The sequence below is a fragment of the Pseudalkalibacillus hwajinpoensis genome, from assembly GCF_015234585.1.
Classification (GTDB): domain Bacteria; phylum Bacillota; class Bacilli; order Bacillales; family Guptibacillaceae; genus Guptibacillus; species Guptibacillus hwajinpoensis_B.
The window spans coordinates 36,512-54,615 of the sequence record NZ_JADFCM010000008.1 but is presented as its reverse complement, the minus strand read 5'-3'; the positions used below and the strand labels follow the sequence as shown (position 1 = coordinate 54,615).

Here is an 18,104-nt window from a genome sequence, read left to right as displayed (position 1 = left end):
GTGAAACGTCAGAGAAAAGAATAAAGCAGCCCAGTTGGACTGCTTTTATCGATATTACGTTCGTGGTCCACCTGCAACATAAAGAACTTGTCCACTAACAAAGGATGAGTTTTCATCAGCAAAAAAGAGTGCAGCATTCGCAATGTCTTCAGGTTTCCCTGTTCTAGCAACTGGAATCTGCTTTTTGTTGTATTCAATAAACTGGTCAAATTCAACACCGAGTCGTTCGGCCGTTGCTTTTGTCATATCACTTTCAATAAATCCTGGCGCAATAGCATTGGCCGTAATGCCATATTTACCAAGCTCGAGTGAGAGCGTTTTGGTTAACCCCTGAATGCCCGCTTTGGCAGCTGCATAGTTCGTTTGTCCACGATTACCTAGTGCAGAAGTAGAGGATAGACTTATGATGCGACCATATCCTTGATCAACCATATACTTTTGTGCCGCTCTTGAAGCATAAAAACTCCCAGTAAGATGTACCTGCATGACCGTCATCCAGTCTTCATCGCTCATTTTAAATAATAGATTATCTCGAATAACTCCAGCGTTGTTTACAAGAATATCAATTGAGCCGTATGCATCAGCCGCTTCTTTCATACTTGACTCTACCTGCTCTCGCTGTGTAACGTCCACAACTCCTGTCATAACCGAGAAGCCTTTCTCTTCTAATTTCTTTCTTGTTATAGAAAGGGCTTCTTCGTTCACATCGGCAAGGTATACCTTAGCCCCTTCATCTGCAAACTTTTCTGCAATGCTCGCACCGATCCCTCTGCTCCCACCAGTTATGTATGCCACTCTACCTTCAAGTCGTTTCACTCAACCTCACTCCTGTAAGCGTTTTCTTAACTCTAATTAAACTATAATAATATTACAATTTTCTGTCAACTATTGTCATCCAGTTTAAAATTGGGATAATAAGTGAAAAGAGTAGGAGAATGAATTATTTATATTGGAGGCTATCGCGATGAAACATCTCGTTTTCTATGATGCTGAATGTCCTTTTTGTTTTTATGTAAAGAAATCACTTCGCAAACTGGACTGGTTTAATAAGATCGAATGGATACCGGTCCAAGAAATTGAGGAGCACCCGGAAGACTATCCTTATATGCAGTTTCGCCACAAACGAATGTATGATGAAATTCATATGCTCACGACATCTGGGAACCTTCATGCAGGCTTTTATACGGTAAGACGACTGTTAATGGCACTTCCTGTAACGGTACCTCTCTCTTTACTACTATACTTACCTTTTATTGATAAGCTTGGTTCACCATTCTATATCTGGTTTTCAAAAAACCGTTATGATTGGTTTGGACGTTATTCAGAGCCCCGTTTTGAATAATTTTTTTAAAAGCAGGCGTTTATACTTTTTTCTAGAATACTATTTGTCAGAGAATTAGTTTGGAAGGATGCTTTGATATGGAAGAAAAATGGCTTACCTGGGCAAAACAAATTCAATCCATTGCTCAAGAAGGGCTAACTTATACGCAGGATAACTATGATTATGAAAGATATATTGAACTGAGACAGCTAAGTGCTGAAATCATGGAAACCTACACGGAATATGATATGAAAACAATTAGCGAACTTTTCACGAATGAAACTGGCTATCAAACGCCTAAAGTAGATGTTCGTGCAGCTGTTTTTCGTGAAGGTAAATTGCTTTTCGTTAAAGAAAAAGCGGATGGCAAGTGGTCCCTTCCCGGCGGCTGGGGTGACGTAGGTTTTACGCCAGGAGAAGTAGCGGTAAAAGAAGTTCAGGAAGAATCAGGATACATTGTAGAAGCACGGCGACTTCTTGCCGTGCTCGATCACAAAAAACACCCTCACCCACCATCGCCTTACCATATTTATAAGGTGATGATTGAGTGTGAGCTAGTCGGTGGAGATGCGGCCGAAAGTATCGAAACAAGTGACTGTGGTTTTTTCGCTCAAGACGAGCTTCCCCCTTTGTCGACTGGCAGAATAACTGAATCACAGGTTGGGATGCTTTATAATCTCCATAACAACGTTACCCTTCCACCTGTTTTTGATTAAGTGAAATAAGGAGCTATCACAATGATTAAACCATTTAACAATGGCCTTCTTCTTATGAGGAAAGACAAATTACAAGAACGAAGCTGGAGAAGTGATAATTGTTATAAGTTTATATTCTCTCACCAGGGGTCAGGGCTTTACGAAACACCACGTGGTGATATTTCAATTGATAAAGGACAGTTCTATGTCCTTAACCCAGGTGATACCCATCGCCAACTTAACGTTACGGATGAAAAATTTCTAATTGAACTGGATAAAACTATTTTTCAAGAAGTAGCAAAAGATCTCAATCTCAGTGTACGCTTTCCTGAATTTGCGTCTATTCCTTATTATCATCCACAGCTTCAGCAGTGGGCTTCTTTTGTACGAGATTGTATGGGAAATGGTTTGCAAGCCGAAGAAAGTACTTACTTCCTTGAGCACAGTGCGGTACAACTCGTTATCCTCATGCTCAAGCATGCTCCAGGATTGCATCAACAGGAGCTCCCCATCCCTTCAGCTAAGTTTCCGCTAACTACTGCTATTACAGCTATGAAAGAAGGGTTTCAAGAAGACTGGTCGCTTGATCAGCTCGCTAACCTGACAGGACTCTCGAAATATCAATTCGCTCACTCCTTTAAAGAAGCGCTTGGTATTTCGCCTTATTCATTCCTGCAACTTTATCGCATTATGAAAAGTCAGGAAAAGCTTCTTCACTCTAGTGAATCAATTCTATCAATTGCTTTTTCATCAGGATTCAAGAATCTTTCTTCTTACAATCATCTATTTAAAAAGTTGTATGGAAAATCTCCTTCTCAAATCCGTAGTAGTTCCTATAAGATAGACGATACTAATGAGCATCATTAACATTCCACTAACAACCATTATAACTTGAATTGGCAGAAGAACAGCGAATGCACCAAATAGAGCCAATGAAAGAGTATTAGCAAGATAGAGTAGCACAGCGTTCGTGCTAAACCCTCTTCCAAGCTGCTCTTTCGGTACGATGGTTTGCAGGAGATAAACTCTTGCAAGTCCAGCTATCGGAATCCCTATTCCTACTAGAATAGCACCTACAAAAAAATGTTCTAACTCGTATAATACGCCATAATAAAATACGCCCGCTCCCCAAATGAAAGCACCAATCATATATGTTTTTAAATCCATTTCCTTTACAATATAAGGAATGACTAAATTTGTTCCAATCACAACTGCACCAAACAAACCTAGTATCAAACTATAAATCTCTTCACTCCTCGAGGTCATATCTGAAAGCGCGAGTAGGAGCCCCACTTCCCAAACCCAGGTATTAAGAAATACAATTACAAAAGTACTTAGAAACAAATGCTTCAGGGTGATATTCCCACCAGCCCATTTAGTAAACGATACGATTGAGCGCCAGACTCCGCTCAAGGATTTTTTCCCATTATAAATGGTTTCTTTCACTTGTAATTTCATAAGAAAGAATGCACTCAATCCATAAGTTATAGCGTCAATAGTAAAAAAATGGACAGCACCATGCGTTGTAAGAATCCATATTGAAAGAAAAGGACTTATGACCGTAACGCCTCTTTGAAGTGTATCATTCAATCCATTAACCGATGTTCGTTCTTTCTCTTCTGTCATAAGAGGCAGCAAAGCACGATGAGCTGGGTTAAAGAAGCAACCAATCGATTGAATGAGAAAACTAACAAACAGTAAATAAGCATATCCTAACAAATCTGCGTAATAGAACAAAACAATAGATCCAATTAATGGAATTCTGACAAAATCTAAAATAATGAGCATTCTCTTCTTCTGTACCCAATCAGAGATCACCCCTCCTATCAACCCAAAGAGTAAATAAGGTAGAGTTTCTGCGATCGCCATTCCAGTCGTCAATACCTTAGATTCGGTTATCTCATAAGCAAGAAAAAGAAACGCCATACCTGAAAGGACATCGCCTAGCTTTGAAATCCCTCCTCCGAGCAAGTAGTACCTTATGTTTTGATTGAACATTAATTTGATATACATAAAATCACCTCTCCCTCTATCATAAAAAGAAAGAGGTGATTTATCTTATAAGATCTTGCTACAATTTAACGCAATAAATTGTCTTCACATGATTTCAGCCATGTATCAGCCATAAGACGATTGCCTTCTGAAGTCATATGAACGCCATCCGTTGTGAGAGTATCTTTCTTTTCCCCTAGCGCTTGTAGGAAAGTTTCATGAGTAGGAACAACAATTGCGCCAAACTTAGCTCCCAACTTGCGAACGATTTCAACATAAGGCATAAGCAGCTGATTTCCTTTTGAAGAGATATTCTCTTCAATAATCGTTGGTTCCATTAAGACAATTTGCACGATACCATCATTTACTTCCATTAAAAGTCGTTCATATATCTCCTCAAACTCACTTGGCAACACCTGCTCCATCTCAGAATGATCCAATTGTCTCCACACATCGTTAATGCCAATGGAAATGGAAATCAGATTAGGTTCCAACGCTAAAACATCCCGTTTCCATCTACTTTCAAGATCAGTGATTCGATTACCACTCACGCCTTTATTGATGATCTCCACATGGAATTGCTTTATTATCCCTTCCTTAATCATCCTTACATATCCATAACCAAGTCCTTCAGGGTCCTGGTTTCTGCCTGAATCCGTAATACTATCCCCGATAAACAACCACTTCATATAAGCTCCTCCAGGTTCTCAGTCGTAATGGTCCATCGCTCATTTACCTTACTATGCTGCTCTAACATCCAGCTTTTTGCGTATTGTTCAATATCCCTCACATCGGTTTCCTCAAGTTGAACATCAATCGATTCAATACTTCCCTGTTGATTTGTTTTTAGATAGATGGCATCATGATCATCATTCATGAAATGGTTGTAGGATTGGGTGCTTTTCCAAAAACCAATAATAATCGCCACGTTTCCTTCTGACCAGCCACCGTACTGAGCTATAAACCCTTCGTCATTTCGCAATTCAATCCAGCGTTCTTGCCCACTAGAAAAAGTTGCTTCCTGACCTTCTCGCACGTTGCAAACTATTTTTTTAATCAGCATCACTGTTGAGCTTTTTCACTAAGATCAGGATGTCTGAAGCAGTCAGTTGTATGATCATTGACCAAACCAACAGCTTGCAAGAAGCTATATATAATAACAGGTCCTACAAATGTAAAACCACGCTTTTTCATATCTTTACTAATCTTCTTGCTAAGTTCTGTTTCTGCTGGTACTTCCTCTATCGATTTCCAGTCGTTAATGATCGGTGTGTCTTGCGTAAAACACCATATGTATGATGAAAAGCTTCCGAACTCTTCTTGAATCTCCATAAATGCTTTCGCATTCTTTACCGTTCCGCGCACCTTTAATTTATTCCGTATAATGCCTTCATTATGGAGTAGCTCTTGTATTTTGTCCTCATCATAAGTCGCTACTTTCTCAACAATAAATTGATCAAAAGCAGCTCGATAATTCTCTCTTCTTTTCAAAATCGTAATCCAACTTAACCCCGCCTGCGCTCCTTCTAAAATGAGCATTTCAAAAAGTTTTTGATCGTCATAAACAGGAACTCCCCACTCATGATCATGATACTCTTTATAAATTTCTTCTTCATTCACCCATGCACAACGGTTCATAATGTTACCTCCAATAAAGGCTAGTTGCCTACAATTTCTTAACGCTAATCCAGTTGAATACTTTCTCCTACGCTAGCCATACTAAGTGGCGATAACAAAGGAGATGATCGTGATGGCTAGATTGCTTTATATTACCGTGAATCCAAAACCGGTAAAAGAATCTTTCAGTTTAAGTATAGGGGAAGTTTTCCTTGAAACCTACCAGGAAAAACATCAGAATGATGACGTCGTAAAGCTAGATCTTTATAATATTGATCTTCCTTATATTGATACTGACGTTTTTAACGGATGGGGAAAGCTGCAGCAGGGAAATGCATTTGATCATTTATCAGGAGACGAACAGCTTAAAGTCAGTAAAATTAACGACCTTACAGATCAATTCATATCAGCAGATAAATATGTCTTTGTTACGCCATTCTGGAATTTCAGCTTTCCCCCTAAATTAAAAGCTTACATTGATACAGTGGCTATTGCTGGCAAGACTTTTAAATATACAAAAGAAGGTCCAGTTGGTCTCCTAACTGATAAGAAAGCCCTTCACATCCAAGCGAGAGGTGGCATCTATTCAGAAGGGCCTGCAAAAGAAATGGAATTCGGAGATCGGTACTTACATGCCGTACTTGGATTCCTAGGCATCCCTTCTGTTGAATCAGTCATTGCTGAAGGAATGGCACAAATGCCTGAGAAAGCTGAAGAAATCAAGAAAAAGGCGATGGAAGAAGCGAAACAAGCTGCAAAGACTTTCTAAGAAATACAGTATTCGTTCGTGCCTCTGAAATAGCAATTCCCCAAAATAAAAAAGCGCACATTGCGCTTTTTTATTCATCCCTTAACGAGTGGTCGAGCGGAATCATTAAACTGTAATCAAAAGGGAAACTCATTTCAGCGATCTCCTCATTCTGTTGGGGGACTTCACTCACGTTCATTTCTCCTGGTATACCCTCTAGCGGGATATGTTTTGTATGATCAAACATTTCATCGTCTCCTTCCATTTCTAGTATGGTTGAAGAACGATCTAATTATGAGATCTAGTTGCAATTCTATAGCAGCTTCGACATATAGTATTCATCAACAAATTCATCATCTATTAACAGTGAGTGACGTTTCAAGCCCTCCACTTCAAAACCTGCTTTCCTGTAAAGAGCTAATCCACCTTCATTTCGTGTGACCACATTTAATTCGAGGCGGTGTAGGCTTTGAGTCATTGCCCACTTCTCTAATTCAACAAATAACTCGGATCCCACTCCCTGTCCTCGATACTCTTCTTTAATTCCTATCACTAGATAGGCGCTATGTTGATTGCGCTTCGCCTGTCCGCCCACCGCAATTAGATAGCCGATCAATTCACCAGCATTCTCAGCTACGAATATACGAGAATGACGATCACTCTCCATTTTTTCAATCCGCTCACGCTGCTCAGCTATTGTCGTCTTTCTCTCGCCGTCTTCAAAGAGCATAAATGGGGAATCGCTCTCCACACCTTTTATTAGCTTCACAAATGCTTCGGCATCATCTGGGCTAATTTGTCTAATTTTCATTTGTTTGTCCTCATTTCCTATAACTGGTCTTTACAGCTTACCATAAGAAAAACGCGTATAAAGGATTATACGCGTTTTCCCTGGTTTTACTGCTCAACAACCGGCCTTGTTTTCTTCTCTAGCTTTCTTACTTCTTTCATAAGTTCTTTATATCCGAGTCTCGTTAATTCAAACTCATCGTTCACTAGCTCATACTCGATTAAAGTGTTCCGCTTTGATTCTGGAATGTCGTTATAAATGAGTCGAAGCTCTTCATTTAACTCAACAAATGAACTAGATTCAACAGAATCAATCCCAATTAACTCAGCAACCAGCTTCATATCAGGGGTTTCTTTAATGAAAAGTCCCTTCTTATCAATGACTGCTTTTTGAATTTTATCTTTAAATAAAAGCACTTCTTGCTTGATCCGATTGCTTTCAGATTCCTTATGCTGCATCCTGTTACGATAGCTTTCTTTCTCTATTTCATCAAGATCCGCTTTAGAAAGAAGCTCTTCAAAAAGCATCGTTTTATCACTATTGATCTGCTCAAGTTCACGCTCTTTCTCAGCTTCCTCCATCGATTCTGCCTCGATAGCCGTGTTTTCAAGTGAAAATGAAAGCTGATCATCTGCTGTAGTAGTTGAAGAGGCCGTATCCTCTACCTGCTCACCCTTTAACTTTGCATCAAAATCATGAATTTTTTTAATAACATATAGCGAAACGCCGACGCTAAGACACGTTAAGAACAACCTGAACATAAATGGGGAAAACGCCACAAGATATAATAATAAAATGAATCCAATAATGGAAAGAACCGTTAGTACTTTTTCTTTTCCCGTTTTCGCTTGCATAGGCTGATCTAGTGTCGCAAGAAATTTCTTCATGGATGTTAACATCCTGACTTTTCACCTCTCTACTCTATTGCCATCCTCTTCTGAGAACGAACATTACCCGGATTGCTTACATTTCGGGTTCTATAATTGTTCGAAAGCACCTTCTATTTTACGAGGATAGCTATTTTCGAAGGTCTAACAATCCTATGTGGACAATACACTTGAAAACAAGTCATTCGTTTGTCCATGAAAGGAGTTGTTAACTATAGAAACCCTTATTCATCAATGTTTAGAGTGGCTGCTACAGCTCGGTTACCCTGGCATCGCCCTTGCTCTAATGATTGAAATCATTCCGAGTGAACTCGTACTCGCTTATGGAGGATATATGGTATCTGAAGGAACGATTCGTTTTACTGGTGCTGTTATTGCTGGAACGATCGGTGGCACAGTCGCTCAGCTCTTTTTATACTGGCTCGGCCGTTTTGGTGGACGTTCGTTCTTAGAACGCTATGGAAAATTCCTGTTTATTTCTCAAAAGCATCTTGCCATTGCTGAAACCTGGTTCGATCGGAATGGCGTGAGCGTCATCTTTACAGCTCGTTTTATTCCTGTCGTTCGTCACGCGATCTCTATTCCAGCAGGTATTGCTAAAATGTCGATCGTGCGATTTACCTTCTATACGATCCTGGCTATGATTCCGTGGTCCATTCTCTTCCTATATATTGGAATACAGCTCGGTGACAACTGGTCCCAGATTCATTCTGCTGCAAGAATTTATACGTTACCAGTTAGTCTCGGAGCAGGATTCTTTCTTATCTGTTACATCTTTCTACTTATTATGAAGAGGCGACTCATTCGCTAATTCTAACAAAAATTGCCTACCATAAGTATACTAAGCAATCGTTCAAGCAAAGTTTACCTATTCACCTAATTCCATTCTCTTACGACTAATGATGAGGCACTTAGTGCACTAGCTAAGTTTTTTTTGCAAGAAATATTGGGTATGACCTTGAGGATGATTTTCTACTTTACCACAAATTTCATACCCTTCCTTTAGATAAAATCCAGGTGCTTGAAAACTGAATGTATCAAGCAATATAAGTCGACATTCCTTTTCCTCTGCAAGTCTTTCAACTTGTTGGAGAAGTTTCCTTCCAACACCGTTCCCTCTCTTCTCATCTGTCACCCAAAGAAAATCGATATGAAGGTGCTGCCAGAACAATGTTGCGGAAATCCCGCCAACCACTTCATCCTCTTCTTCTATGACGAATGCGATTTCTTCAAGCGGGGTTTTAACTGCAGATGAAAGCTTCTGTTTGTTATATTCAACAACTTTCTTTCGAATGAAACCTCGTGACCCATCTCTTCTTTGTATCATTCAAATCCTCCTCATCCGAGCGTTCTTCTCGTCTCCTTAACTGGAATCTCGCTTCCTCTCTCGTATTCTACAGAAACTTCAAACGTTCCCTCCTCAAAGAACTTTGGCAGTCTCTGCTTAAACCAATCTTGCATAGGAAGCGTATGAACTAAATTTCTCTTCACCCACATTAATTCACCTTCTGGTGGATCGGGGTGCTTACTACCAGAGTAGGAAGTAGCTACATAATTAAACACGATGTACCGAAACTCTTCATCTGGAATAATAAATTCATCGACTCCCTTATATGTAAGATCGCAAGGATGAACAATAAATCCCGTTTCTTCATAAAGTTCTCTTGCAGCACCTTCGGCAAAGCTTTCTGAGAGTTCAATCTTCCCGCCTGGACCGATATAGCCAGGAAACCCTGCTTCAGGAGGTCGATTAAGTAAGAGAATTTCATCTTTTTCTCTATTATGTAAAATAACCATGGATAGTAAAGTAGCTTTTATCGTTGTCATCCATTCCACCTCCAGCAAATCCTATCTTCGTCTATGATGACAGTATATATCATTCTGAGTTAGGAACCTACTATACTATGATGAATGATTTTTAAGAAACAGGGTAACATCCAATATAGAAGACATGATCGCGTAAGTCATGCCGCCCAAGTTAGGAAAAGGAGTGATACCATGTTAACCCGCACACATTACAAAGAACGCAATCCAATGAATGAGCGATTAATCAACTGGTCAGTTGAAAATACGAAAGAAGATGACTATCAAGAGTCACAGCTTGCGATTGTGGAATGCACCTGTACGAATAGCGATGGAGACGAATTGCAAACAGTTAAAACGCTGGAAATGTCACCTGAGCATAACTCCTGGGAAGAGTGGATGGATGAACTGAAAAAAGATCGTTTTGAAATCATCCAGTGCCCAAGCTGCAAAGTATGGACGATTGATGACAAGTAAAGAAGCGTTTATGAATGTAGACGATATCGAAAAGCCCTTCTCTATGTTTGAGAAGGGCTTCCTTATTTATTACGATAGTGCATCTAATTCAGTTGAAATAAAATCCATCAATCCTTTGATCATCGTTTCAGAGAAATCAAAATGGATACCTGCCGCTTCATACACTTCGGATAACGACACAGAGCTTCCGAGTGATAAGGCACGGTTGTAATTCTCTAGAGCCTGTTCTGGATTTTCTCTATACTGGCGATACATTTGGATCGCACCAAGTTGGGCAATAACATATTCAATATAGTAGAACGGCACTTCAAAAATATGCAGAATCAACTGCCAGTTATTCTGAATCCATTCTTCCTGCCCTGTCCAATCTACATAGGAGGAATCATATGTGCGCGATAGCTCCATATATTTCTCGCTACGTTCTTTGCTCGTATGATTTGGGTTCTCATACATCCAGTGCTGAAACTGATCCACCACGATACCACTAGGAAGGAAGAGGATTAACCCTTCAAGCTGATCTTTCTTAGCTCTTAGCAATTCCTTTTCATCCTGATACATCAGATTCCAGTAGTCCATCGTTAAGAGTTCCATCGACATGCTTGCTAGCTCAGCTGACTCCATAGGCGTATCTTGATAAGCTGATAGCATTTGATTACGCTTAAAATCATTATGAATGCAGTGACCCATCTCATGAAGAAGCGTAATAAAATCATCCTGTGACTTTGTACTATTCATAAAGATAAAGGAAAGCTCAGAAACCGGAAGATACTCACAAAAACCTCCCTGCGCCTTTCCTTTCCGACTTTCGAGATCAAGTGCACCTTTTTCATTCATCTCGTTTAAAAGATAAGAGAAGCGCGGAGAAAGCTTATCGAAAATATCAGATGTGCCTTTGATTAGCTCTTCGATTTTATTAAATGGACGAAGCGGCTGCTTATCTTTCGGAACAGCCCTCGTATCCCATGGTTTATACTCTTCAATACCAAGCTCTTGCTGATGCTTTTTCTGCAGCTTTTCTTTTAGAGGAACAACGTGCTTTCGAACTGCCTCAGCTAGAGATTTACAATCCTCTGGTGTGTAATCGAACCGCTCGTATTTCTTAAACATATAATCTCTGTAATTATCGAGATTCACATTCTCAGCTTTTTTCTGACGGAGCTGAATCAGCTCGTCCATAATTTCCTGTAAGTCGTCTTTTTTCGTTAAGAGCGTCGTGAAGATTTCTTCCATAGCGCTTTTGCGAACTTCCCGATCCCCATCCTGCATCATTAAAAACATTTCACTAAGTGTTTTTTCTTCGCCATCCCAATGAAATGAGAGACTACCTGTATGCTCAAAATAACGATTAACGATGCGATCTTCTTCAACTTCTAAGTTAATATTTTCCTCATTAAAAAGCGTCATTGCATTTTCTTTCCGAAGAAGAAATTGTTTATAATACTCTTGGTTCAGCTGCGATTTGTAAGGGGACTCCTGAAACTTTTCATCAAAAAGCCCCTCATATCGCTTTACCATAGGTTCTATGTATTCTTGATCGTGCTCTATTGTCTTTTTTGCTTCTTCACTGCTGCTATGGCACTGGAAATCAATATAGTGTCCGGCAAGTCCTTCTGCCACACCATCCATTAATGAAGATAAGCTCATCACCCATTTTTCTAATTCATCAGCAGAATGAATCGACTGATTGAGGAGCGATTTAAACTCTTCTTCAAGAATAGAAGGATTTTTAAAATCATACTTTTCAACATAAAACGTACTCATCAGCTTCCCCCTTAAGATGCTTTTATGTACCATTTCATAGTTTACCACAGAATTTTCTGACAGGATATGTCATATCCTTTCTCATGAGTCCACATTTATGAAAGGCTTAAACCAGAAGACACAAAAATGGGACCCCACCCCGTGGATGGGACCCCTCCTGTGTGGAAAACGAAGCATCCCATCCAAGGACGGGGCTTCATTCATGCTTGTACCCGTATCATTATGATCTATAACGTAAAAACGCCAATTCTTTGATTGAAATATTATCCTTCTTTCTGATCGACTATCCACACTTCATCATTCGCATTAATTTTTCCCGTTTGAATCACTTTCGCATACATTCCAAATAAATTCCGATGTTCTTTTGCAACCTTCTTCAAGAGGTCCGGATGTTTTCCTCCAGTCTCAGGATCAATGGTGATAATCATACATCGCTCACAAGGTTTTACGATTTCAATCATCACTTCTTTTCCGATTTGTAGAACTTTTCCTTCCCACGTTTCTTCTACAAATGGCGTTTTCTCCAACAAAGAAATTTTAAGGTTTGGTCGAAAGCGTCTTTCATCTGTTTTTTTACCCCAGGATGCTGATAACGCATCAAGAGAAGCATCCGTCACAATTAAAAGATGCTCTTCTTCAATCGGTCCTATTGGAACATTTTCCGGATGATAAACTTTTTTCGTTAGCTGCTTTGAAGATTCTTCTTCTATTTCACGTAGCCAGGTCGAATCAGACCACTTATACGTTTCTCCTCCTGGTGTCGTGATGACTGGTTCAGGATAAGCATCAAGTGATTCCGGTGCACTGAACGATGCTTGATAACGCACGAGTGGTGGAAATTGTGTAATCGTAAAAAACGATTCTTTCTCATCTAAAATCACATGACTTCGATCGCCATAAAGGCCATAGTTCATCACCATTGTCTGAGTAACGCGTTCTCCTGTCATCGACTTCACAGGATGACGCATCATCTCACTAATTGTTCCAATTTGAATGATCATCAGCTCCCTTCTTCCTCCTTAGTATATCCAAAGAGAAAGAATCTCATTTTTTCCTATAAGTCTAGTATAAACAATAAGAGATTTGCATAAAACTAGTAGAAACAAAGGAAAAAAGGAGAGATCCGAATGGAAATAAAAGAATACTACTCCATTACCCTCTATAATGAAAGGCGAAGAGCGATCTTTCATTCAGAAGATGAATATGATAATTTCGAAGAGGCACAGCGTGAAGGATATGTTCTTCTTCGCAATCATCCGAAAGCAGACTTATATTCGGTAGAACGTTTTTTTGCAGTAGAAGACGTCTAAAGAGACCTTTTCTTCTCAAGTAAAATGGCCAGTTTTTGATCAATCTCAGCTATTTCAGGATCACCAGGTAATAAAAGACTAATCTTACTAATCAGCGCAGATATTTCGTTATCAAGAAGCATCTTTTGTTCTTCTTCCTTTTTTGAAGAAACAGAAGAGCTTTTTTCTTGCACTCTTTTTCGATATTCCGCTAAATTCCTCTCAACCCTTTTAATCTGTTGATTCTCAAATACAAGAAGCTGATCACACATTTTCTCCATAAAATAAACATCATGCGAAACAATGAGAAGAGTTCCCGTAAACTCTTGCAGTGTATCTTCCAATTGCTCTCGTGAAGGCAAATCTAAATGGTTTGTAGGCTCATCGAGTATCAGAAGATCATATTTGTTCATCAACATACGCGTCAGTTTCAGTTTTGTTCTCTCTCCAAGACTGAGTTGATTAATGGCGGCATTGATTCGATCTCTTCCCATTCCCATCGAAGCAAAAATCGATTTTGCCCGAAAGATCTCTTCCTTAGTTGCTACGTTTAAAACTTCAAGCGGAGTTTTTTCTTCAGGAAGATCATGCACATCCTGTGACAGATAGCCAATCTGAAGCGTTGGACTACTCCACAGTTCTCCCTCGCTAAGCGCCTCCATTCCAAGCAGCATTCGCAATAAGGTGGTTTTCCCACAACCATTTTCACCAACAATCCCCACTCGTTCCCCAGACTTCATGTAGAAAGAACTTTTTTGAAATAACCATCGATCTTCAAAACGTTTTCCGACATTAGACGCTTCTAATACGCGTTTACCACGTGTATCATTCGCCTGAAATTGAAAGCGTACTTCTTTCTCCTGATCAGGTTCTTCCACTTTATTTTTCTGCAGTTCCTTCTCAAGTCTCTTCTGTTTCGACTTCACCTGACGATCCATTTTCTTTGCTTTCATGCGGTAATGTTCCTTATACCCTTCCTGTTTTGTTGACTCACCGTGTGCTTTTTCAGACCAATTCGTTAATCCTGCAAGCTGACCTTCTATTCGCTTTATTTCTTTTTGTTGCGCTCCATAATGATGGAGCTGGTCTTCGTATCTTCTTTGCTTTTCGGCTCGATATGCCGTGTAATTTCCTTGATAGTCGCTTATGTTACCACCTTCAACTTCAAGGATTCTGCCAACCGTTTGATCGAGAAAATAACGATCATGAGATATAACAAGAACAGCTCCCTTAAAAGAGTGGAGCTCTCGAATTAACCAACTTACGCCTTTTCCATCTAGGTGGTTTGTTGGTTCATCTAGTATTAATAAATCCGGATGAGTAGACCAAATCTTTGTGAGCACTAGTTTTAACTTTTCCCCACCGCTTAAATGTTCCGCTCCTTCATTAGTTGGAATAGGGCGTAATCCTAACTCCTTTTCCCTTTTAAAGTCAGAAGAATCGACTTCCAGCCCATATTGCTCAACCATCCCTGTCTGGTCAACCGACTGCTTCAGATAACCGATATCACCTTTGAGAGTAATTCCCCCATCATCTGGCTCGATCTCTTTTACGATTATTCTTGCTAAAGTTGTTTTACCAGCACCGTTCGGTCCAACAATTCCAATGCGCTCTCCCTTATGAATATCAAGGTTCACTTGATTAAATAACAAGTTCTCATTAAAGCTTTTTTTCAATCCTCTTATCGAAATAACGTTCACAGTATCTCCCCCAAATTTTCAGTTCAATGTTTTGAGGAGAAAAAAACCTCCCCATTACCTGGAGAGGCCTGTCGTTCCAATTTCCCATACCACCGAAAAAATGCATCACAAAGAAGCATGTTTTCGCCAGCACAAGTGATTAAAAAGGGCAGACTAATCCTATTCTCCAGAAAATCAATTTCACAATTTGAAATTAGATCTGAATAAATAAGATTAGTTCTTCATCGCTCCTTAACCATTCCCTTCGTCTTTAGTTGCCATTATTTTAAAGAATTATGTAAGCGATGTCAAATTCTTTTTTAGCCATTTATAAAATGAATAGCCTTTAAAAAATCGAATTTTGTTGAGGAATTTAAGAAAATCAGTCGATTTTTATCCTTTTTTAGTACAAAAGGACCCTATAATGTCTCATATTCCAAACCGATATTAGAAATAGTTAAGAAATACTTTCCATTTGATACTAATTTTGAAGGGAGGCCAATTCGTCCGTTGTTGTGACGTCACTGCGTACATAAGAAAAATAGAAACATAGAATATGGGGGAATACACATCGTGCGGAGTAAAATTCTTACGTTTATTATGGCCGTTCTTTTAATTTTTACAGGAATGAGTTTTCCAGAAAAAACATCTGCAAGTGGTGAAATTGAACGTATTAGTGGTGCAAACAGAATTGATACAGCTCTTGAAGTTTCTAAGAAGGTATCACCAGGTAAGCTTGCAACAGCTGAAAAGGCGGTTATCCTTACCCGATCAGATATGCCATTCGATGCTTTAGCAAGTTCAGGACTTGCGGGAGTAAAACAAGCACCAATTTTATTAACAGCCTCATCTAGACTTGATGCCAAAGTGTCAAAAGAACTCGACCGTCTTGGCGCGAAAAAGATTTATATCCTTGGTGGAACAACTGCCATCAGTCAAGGGATTGAAGATGAGTTAAAAAAGACATATACAGTAGCAAGAGTTGAAGGATCCACTCGTTACGAGACGGCCAACGCTATTAATAAAGCATCAGGGCTAGATCAGTCATCTACCGCTATTGTGGTAAATGGAAATCAAGTAGCAGACTCCCTTTCAGCATCAAGCGTAGCTGCTATGAAAAACTATCCAATCTATTTAACAACTGAGACAAAAGCTCCATCGCTTCCTTCAAGTATTAAGACTGTTTACGTAATCGGAGGAAATGCCGTTCTCTCAGACGCTGTCATTACTAAATTAGAACAGCAGGGCAAGAAGGTTATTCGTCTTGCTGGTGACGATCGTTTCCTAACAAACATTGCAGTCAATAAAGCCTTTTTCTCATCAAACTCTTCTTATATTTTAGCTAGAGGAATTTCGGTTCAACAAGATAAAGAAGATTATCCTGATGCTGTAGCTGCAGCACCCTTAGCAGAGAAATTTAACGCACCAGTTGTGTTAGCTCATAATGCGAGACCAATTCCAGACGTTCAAACTTATCTCTATCAAAACGCTTCTTCCTTGATGGTACTGGGTGGAGAAGCAGCTATTCCTTCTAGTATCGTAGATTCTTATAAAATGAAAGACAAAGTTGAAGAAGTTGTTTTAGAAACTGGAATTGTTACAGCTTCAAGCTTGAATGTTCGAACTTCACCAGAAATGAACGGAACAAGAATCGGTGCATTGCCTCGTAACGCTGAAGTTGATATTTATGGGTATTCAGGCGATTGGGCTAAAATTAAGTATCAGGGACAAGTAGCTTACGTGCACAGTGGTTACTTAATCCTTAAAAGCAGTAATCTTTTAAACAACTTAACGATCGTAGTCGATGCAGGACATGGAGATCATGATCCAGGTGCAAGTAATGGAAAACTTCTTGAAAAAGACATCAATCTGGATGTAGCTCTTTATTTAGAGAAGAAACTTAAGTCAGCTGGAGCTAACGTTGTCATGACGCGAAGAGATGATTCGTTCTTAGAACTGAGAGAACGTTCGAATATCGCTAATAACTTGAATGCCGACGCGTTTATTAGCGTGCATACTAATGCAGCAAGTGAAGCTGCTCACGGAATTGAAACATATTGGTACGATAAATATAGCTCTGCAGAAAGTAAAGCTCTTGCAGAAAGCATTCAAAAACGATTAATTGAAGTAACGGAGGCAAGCAATCGTGGTGTTAAGAACCAGAGTTTCTCTGTTATTCGAGAGTCAAGAATGGCAAGTGTTCTTGTTGAAGTTGGGTTCTTAACAAATAATGAAGAGTACAAGCTTCTTCTTACACAGTCTTATCGTGAAGAGCTTGCTGATGGCATCTATCAAGGCGTTTTAGATTACTATAAAACAAATTAAATAATAAAAAAGGGAGCTTCCGTCAGGAGACTCCCTTTTGTTTCGTCTTAAGCTATTGTCCAATTTGAGCTTCTGACAATATATCATTCAGCTTAATGCTCTCACATCCTTTTATACGGATAAGCCCTGCCGTTGTTGTAATTTCAATCATTCTATTTGTTGCGTTATCTCCTTCTATAATTTATAACCCAAGACCAATCGAAGTCTGATTAGTATAAGACGTATATGCAATAAGTTGATTAATCTCAACGATTTCTTTTTCACTGTATCCATGTTCTTTTAATTTCTCAAGATCCGCTTTCTCTAGACTCTTCGGGTTCGTAACAAGTTTCTCGGCATAGCTTAGTATACTTTTTAAATGACTGTCAAAAGCACTTGAGCTTGCATATCTTTCAAGCTCCTCAAGTATAGACTCATCTCCACTGATTTCTTTTAATAAATTTCCATGCCCCGTATAGCAAAACTCACAACCATTCAAATGAGACACAAATACGACAACTGCTTCCGTTTCAAATTCATTCAACACACCTGCTTTAACAGCTGCTGCTAAAGGCATAAACGCTGAAAAAACGTCAGGACTTTTCGCAATAAGTCGATTAAAAACAGGAACAGGATGTTCAAGATCTTTATAGATTTCAAGATCCTTTAGATCTGACTGTTTAGCTGGTTTAATCCATGGCATTTTCTATCATCCTTTCTTAATCCATTCTTTATCATAAC

Annotated in this window: 22 protein-coding genes; 8 read left to right on the top strand and 14 right to left on the bottom strand. The window is 39.3% G+C overall.

Going from position 1 to position 18,104, the window contains the following annotated elements; all coding sequences use genetic code 11:
- Positions 1-54 precede the first annotated feature (54 nt).
- Entirely contained in the window at positions 55-816 is a 762-nt protein-coding gene (gene fabG, locus IQ283_RS11855; RefSeq protein WP_194220364.1) for a 3-oxoacyl-ACP reductase FabG, read from the bottom strand.
- A 148-nt stretch (positions 817-964) separates the two neighbouring features.
- Between fabG and IQ283_RS11850 the strand changes: the two genes are divergently transcribed.
- The 3 genes from IQ283_RS11850 to IQ283_RS11840 all read left to right on the top strand — a co-directional run bounded on the left by IQ283_RS11850 (position 965) and on the right by IQ283_RS11840 (position 2,883).
- Positions 965-1,342, top strand: coding sequence for a thiol-disulfide oxidoreductase DCC family protein (locus IQ283_RS11850; RefSeq protein ID WP_194220363.1), 378 nt, complete (start codon positions 965-967; stop codon positions 1,340-1,342).
- Between the two features lie 77 nt (positions 1,343-1,419).
- Entirely contained in the window at positions 1,420-2,037 is a 618-nt protein-coding gene (locus IQ283_RS11845) for an NUDIX hydrolase (RefSeq protein ID WP_194220362.1), read from the top strand.
- Positions 2,038-2,058: 21 nt separating this feature from the next.
- Entirely contained in the window at positions 2,059-2,883 is an 825-nt protein-coding gene (locus IQ283_RS11840; RefSeq protein WP_194220361.1) for an AraC family transcriptional regulator, read from the top strand.
- Here IQ283_RS11840 and IQ283_RS11835 read toward each other — a convergent pair.
- The 4 genes from IQ283_RS11835 to IQ283_RS11820 all read right to left on the bottom strand — a co-directional run bounded on the left by IQ283_RS11835 (position 2,800) and on the right by IQ283_RS11820 (position 5,646).
- Positions 2,800-4,029, bottom strand: coding sequence for an MFS transporter (locus IQ283_RS11835; RefSeq protein ID WP_194220360.1), 1,230 nt, complete (start codon positions 4,027-4,029; stop codon positions 2,800-2,802). The genes IQ283_RS11840 and IQ283_RS11835 overlap by 84 nt on opposite strands.
- Before the next feature lie 65 nt (positions 4,030-4,094).
- Entirely contained in the window at positions 4,095-4,697 is a 603-nt protein-coding gene (locus tag IQ283_RS11830) for an SGNH/GDSL hydrolase family protein (protein ID WP_194220359.1), read from the bottom strand.
- Positions 4,694-5,071 carry a DUF4937 domain-containing protein gene (locus tag IQ283_RS11825; protein ID WP_276511834.1) on the bottom strand — a complete coding sequence of 126 codons (378 nt, stop codon included), beginning with the start codon at positions 5,069-5,071 and terminating at the stop codon, positions 4,694-4,696. The genes IQ283_RS11830 and IQ283_RS11825 overlap by 4 nt, the downstream gene beginning before the upstream one ends.
- Entirely contained in the window at positions 5,071-5,646 is a 576-nt protein-coding gene (locus IQ283_RS11820) for a DNA-3-methyladenine glycosylase I (RefSeq protein WP_194220357.1), read from the bottom strand. Before IQ283_RS11820 ends, IQ283_RS11825 begins: the two co-directional genes overlap by 1 nt.
- Positions 5,647-5,758: 112 nt before the next feature.
- Between IQ283_RS11820 and IQ283_RS11815 the strand changes: the two genes are divergently transcribed.
- Positions 5,759-6,394 carry an FMN-dependent NADH-azoreductase gene (locus IQ283_RS11815; RefSeq protein ID WP_194220356.1) on the top strand — a complete coding sequence of 212 codons (636 nt, stop codon included), beginning with the start codon at positions 5,759-5,761 and terminating at the stop codon, positions 6,392-6,394.
- A gap of 70 nt (positions 6,395-6,464) precedes the next feature.
- Here IQ283_RS11815 and IQ283_RS11810 read toward each other — a convergent pair whose 3' ends face one another.
- The 3 genes from IQ283_RS11810 to IQ283_RS11800 all read right to left on the bottom strand — a co-directional run bounded on the left by IQ283_RS11810 (position 6,465) and on the right by IQ283_RS11800 (position 8,050).
- A complete protein-coding gene (locus IQ283_RS11810; RefSeq protein ID WP_194220355.1) occupies positions 6,465-6,620 on the bottom strand; it encodes a hypothetical protein in 156 nt (51 codons plus the stop codon).
- Between the two features lie 66 nt (positions 6,621-6,686).
- Complete coding sequence (locus IQ283_RS11805; RefSeq protein ID WP_194220354.1) at positions 6,687-7,184, bottom strand: GNAT family N-acetyltransferase; 498 nt, start codon at positions 7,182-7,184, stop codon at positions 6,687-6,689.
- 86 nt (positions 7,185-7,270) lie between these two features.
- Positions 7,271-8,050 (bottom strand): hypothetical protein, encoded by a 780-nt coding sequence (locus IQ283_RS11800; RefSeq protein ID WP_194220353.1) that lies wholly within the window; start codon positions 8,048-8,050, stop codon positions 7,271-7,273.
- 214 nt (positions 8,051-8,264) lie between these two features.
- On the opposite strand from IQ283_RS11800, the gene IQ283_RS11795 reads away from it, so the two are divergent.
- On the top strand, positions 8,265-8,861 hold the full coding sequence (locus IQ283_RS11795) for a DedA family protein (protein ID WP_194222202.1): 597 nt from the start codon (positions 8,265-8,267) through the stop codon (positions 8,859-8,861).
- 108 nt (positions 8,862-8,969) lie between these two features.
- On the opposite strand, the gene IQ283_RS11790 is transcribed toward IQ283_RS11795, so the two are convergent.
- A complete protein-coding gene (locus IQ283_RS11790) occupies positions 8,970-9,377 on the bottom strand; it encodes a GNAT family N-acetyltransferase (protein ID WP_194220352.1) in 408 nt (135 codons plus the stop codon).
- Between the two features lie 11 nt (positions 9,378-9,388).
- Positions 9,389-9,877, bottom strand: a complete 489-nt coding sequence (locus tag IQ283_RS11785) for an NUDIX domain-containing protein (protein ID WP_242057330.1) — start codon at positions 9,875-9,877, stop codon at positions 9,389-9,391.
- Positions 9,878-10,048: 171 nt separating this feature from the next.
- Between IQ283_RS11785 and IQ283_RS11780 the strand changes: the two genes are divergently transcribed.
- Entirely contained in the window at positions 10,049-10,330 is a 282-nt protein-coding gene (locus tag IQ283_RS11780; RefSeq protein WP_194220351.1) for a hypothetical protein, read from the top strand.
- A 69-nt stretch (positions 10,331-10,399) separates the two neighbouring features.
- On the opposite strand, the gene IQ283_RS11775 is transcribed toward IQ283_RS11780, so the two are convergent.
- Both IQ283_RS11775 and IQ283_RS11770 read right to left on the bottom strand, forming a co-directional pair.
- Entirely contained in the window at positions 10,400-12,091 is a 1,692-nt protein-coding gene (locus IQ283_RS11775) for a M3 family oligoendopeptidase (protein WP_194220350.1), read from the bottom strand.
- Between the two features lie 263 nt (positions 12,092-12,354).
- Positions 12,355-13,092, bottom strand: coding sequence for an MOSC domain-containing protein (locus IQ283_RS11770; protein ID WP_322098327.1), 738 nt, complete (start codon positions 13,090-13,092; stop codon positions 12,355-12,357).
- Between the two features lie 126 nt (positions 13,093-13,218).
- On the opposite strand from IQ283_RS11770, the gene IQ283_RS11765 reads away from it, so the two are divergent.
- Positions 13,219-13,401 (top strand): hypothetical protein, encoded by a 183-nt coding sequence (locus IQ283_RS11765; RefSeq protein ID WP_098442379.1) that lies wholly within the window; start codon positions 13,219-13,221, stop codon positions 13,399-13,401.
- On the opposite strand, the gene abc-f is transcribed toward IQ283_RS11765, so the two are convergent.
- Positions 13,398-15,080 (bottom strand): ribosomal protection-like ABC-F family protein, encoded by a 1,683-nt coding sequence (abc-f, locus tag IQ283_RS11760; protein ID WP_194220349.1) that lies wholly within the window; start codon positions 15,078-15,080, stop codon positions 13,398-13,400. The genes IQ283_RS11765 and abc-f overlap by 4 nt on opposite strands.
- Positions 15,081-15,632: 552 nt before the next feature.
- Here abc-f and IQ283_RS11755 point away from each other — a divergent pair.
- Positions 15,633-17,384, top strand: a complete 1,752-nt coding sequence (locus tag IQ283_RS11755) for an N-acetylmuramoyl-L-alanine amidase (protein WP_194220348.1) — start codon at positions 15,633-15,635, stop codon at positions 17,382-17,384.
- Between the two features lie 181 nt (positions 17,385-17,565).
- Here the strand turns inward: IQ283_RS11755 and IQ283_RS11750 are convergent, their stop codons facing one another.
- The gene (locus IQ283_RS11750) at positions 17,566-18,066 is read right to left on the bottom strand and encodes a carboxymuconolactone decarboxylase family protein (protein ID WP_194220347.1); all 501 of its coding nucleotides are present in this window, start codon (positions 18,064-18,066) and stop codon (positions 17,566-17,568) included.
- Between the last annotated feature and the right edge of the window lie 38 nt (positions 18,067-18,104).

What these genes read in the sequence shown, in the direction of transcription:
- IQ283_RS11850 (WP_194220363.1), top strand. Translation starts at nt 965, where the DNA reads ATGAAACATCTCGTTTTCTATGATGCTGAATGTCCTTTTTGTTTTTAT.
- IQ283_RS11845 (WP_194220362.1), top strand. Translation starts at nt 1,420, where the DNA reads ATGGAAGAAAAATGGCTTACCTGGGCAAAACAAATTCAATCCATTGCT.
- IQ283_RS11840 (WP_194220361.1), top strand. Translation starts at nt 2,059, where the DNA reads ATGATTAAACCATTTAACAATGGCCTTCTTCTTATGAGGAAAGACAAA.
- IQ283_RS11835 (WP_194220360.1), bottom strand. Translation starts at nt 4,029, where the DNA reads ATGTATATCAAATTAATGTTCAATCAAAACATAAGGTACTACTTGCTC.
- IQ283_RS11830 (WP_194220359.1), bottom strand. Translation starts at nt 4,697, where the DNA reads ATGAAGTGGTTGTTTATCGGGGATAGTATTACGGATTCAGGCAGAAAC.
- IQ283_RS11825 (WP_276511834.1), bottom strand. Translation starts at nt 5,071, where the DNA reads ATGCTGATTAAAAAAATAGTTTGCAACGTGCGAGAAGGTCAGGAAGCA.
- IQ283_RS11820 (WP_194220357.1), bottom strand. Translation starts at nt 5,646, where the DNA reads ATGAACCGTTGTGCATGGGTGAATGAAGAAGAAATTTATAAAGAGTAT.
- IQ283_RS11815 (WP_194220356.1), top strand. Translation starts at nt 5,759, where the DNA reads ATGGCTAGATTGCTTTATATTACCGTGAATCCAAAACCGGTAAAAGAA.
- IQ283_RS11810 (WP_194220355.1), bottom strand. Translation starts at nt 6,620, where the DNA reads ATGTTTGATCATACAAAACATATCCCGCTAGAGGGTATACCAGGAGAA.
- IQ283_RS11805 (WP_194220354.1), bottom strand. Translation starts at nt 7,184, where the DNA reads ATGAAAATTAGACAAATTAGCCCAGATGATGCCGAAGCATTTGTGAAG.
- IQ283_RS11800 (WP_194220353.1), bottom strand. Translation starts at nt 8,050, where the DNA reads ATGAAGAAATTTCTTGCGACACTAGATCAGCCTATGCAAGCGAAAACG.
- IQ283_RS11790 (WP_194220352.1), bottom strand. Translation starts at nt 9,377, where the DNA reads ATGATACAAAGAAGAGATGGGTCACGAGGTTTCATTCGAAAGAAAGTT.
- IQ283_RS11785 (WP_242057330.1), bottom strand. Translation starts at nt 9,877, where the DNA reads ATGACAACGATAAAAGCTACTTTACTATCCATGGTTATTTTACATAAT.
- IQ283_RS11780 (WP_194220351.1), top strand. Translation starts at nt 10,049, where the DNA reads ATGTTAACCCGCACACATTACAAAGAACGCAATCCAATGAATGAGCGA.
- IQ283_RS11775 (WP_194220350.1), bottom strand. Translation starts at nt 12,091, where the DNA reads ATGAGTACGTTTTATGTTGAAAAGTATGATTTTAAAAATCCTTCTATT.
- IQ283_RS11770 (WP_322098327.1), bottom strand. Translation starts at nt 13,092, where the DNA reads ATGATCATTCAAATTGGAACAATTAGTGAGATGATGCGTCATCCTGTG.
- IQ283_RS11765 (WP_098442379.1), top strand. Translation starts at nt 13,219, where the DNA reads ATGGAAATAAAAGAATACTACTCCATTACCCTCTATAATGAAAGGCGA.
- IQ283_RS11750 (WP_194220347.1), bottom strand. Translation starts at nt 18,066, where the DNA reads ATGCCATGGATTAAACCAGCTAAACAGTCAGATCTAAAGGATCTTGAA.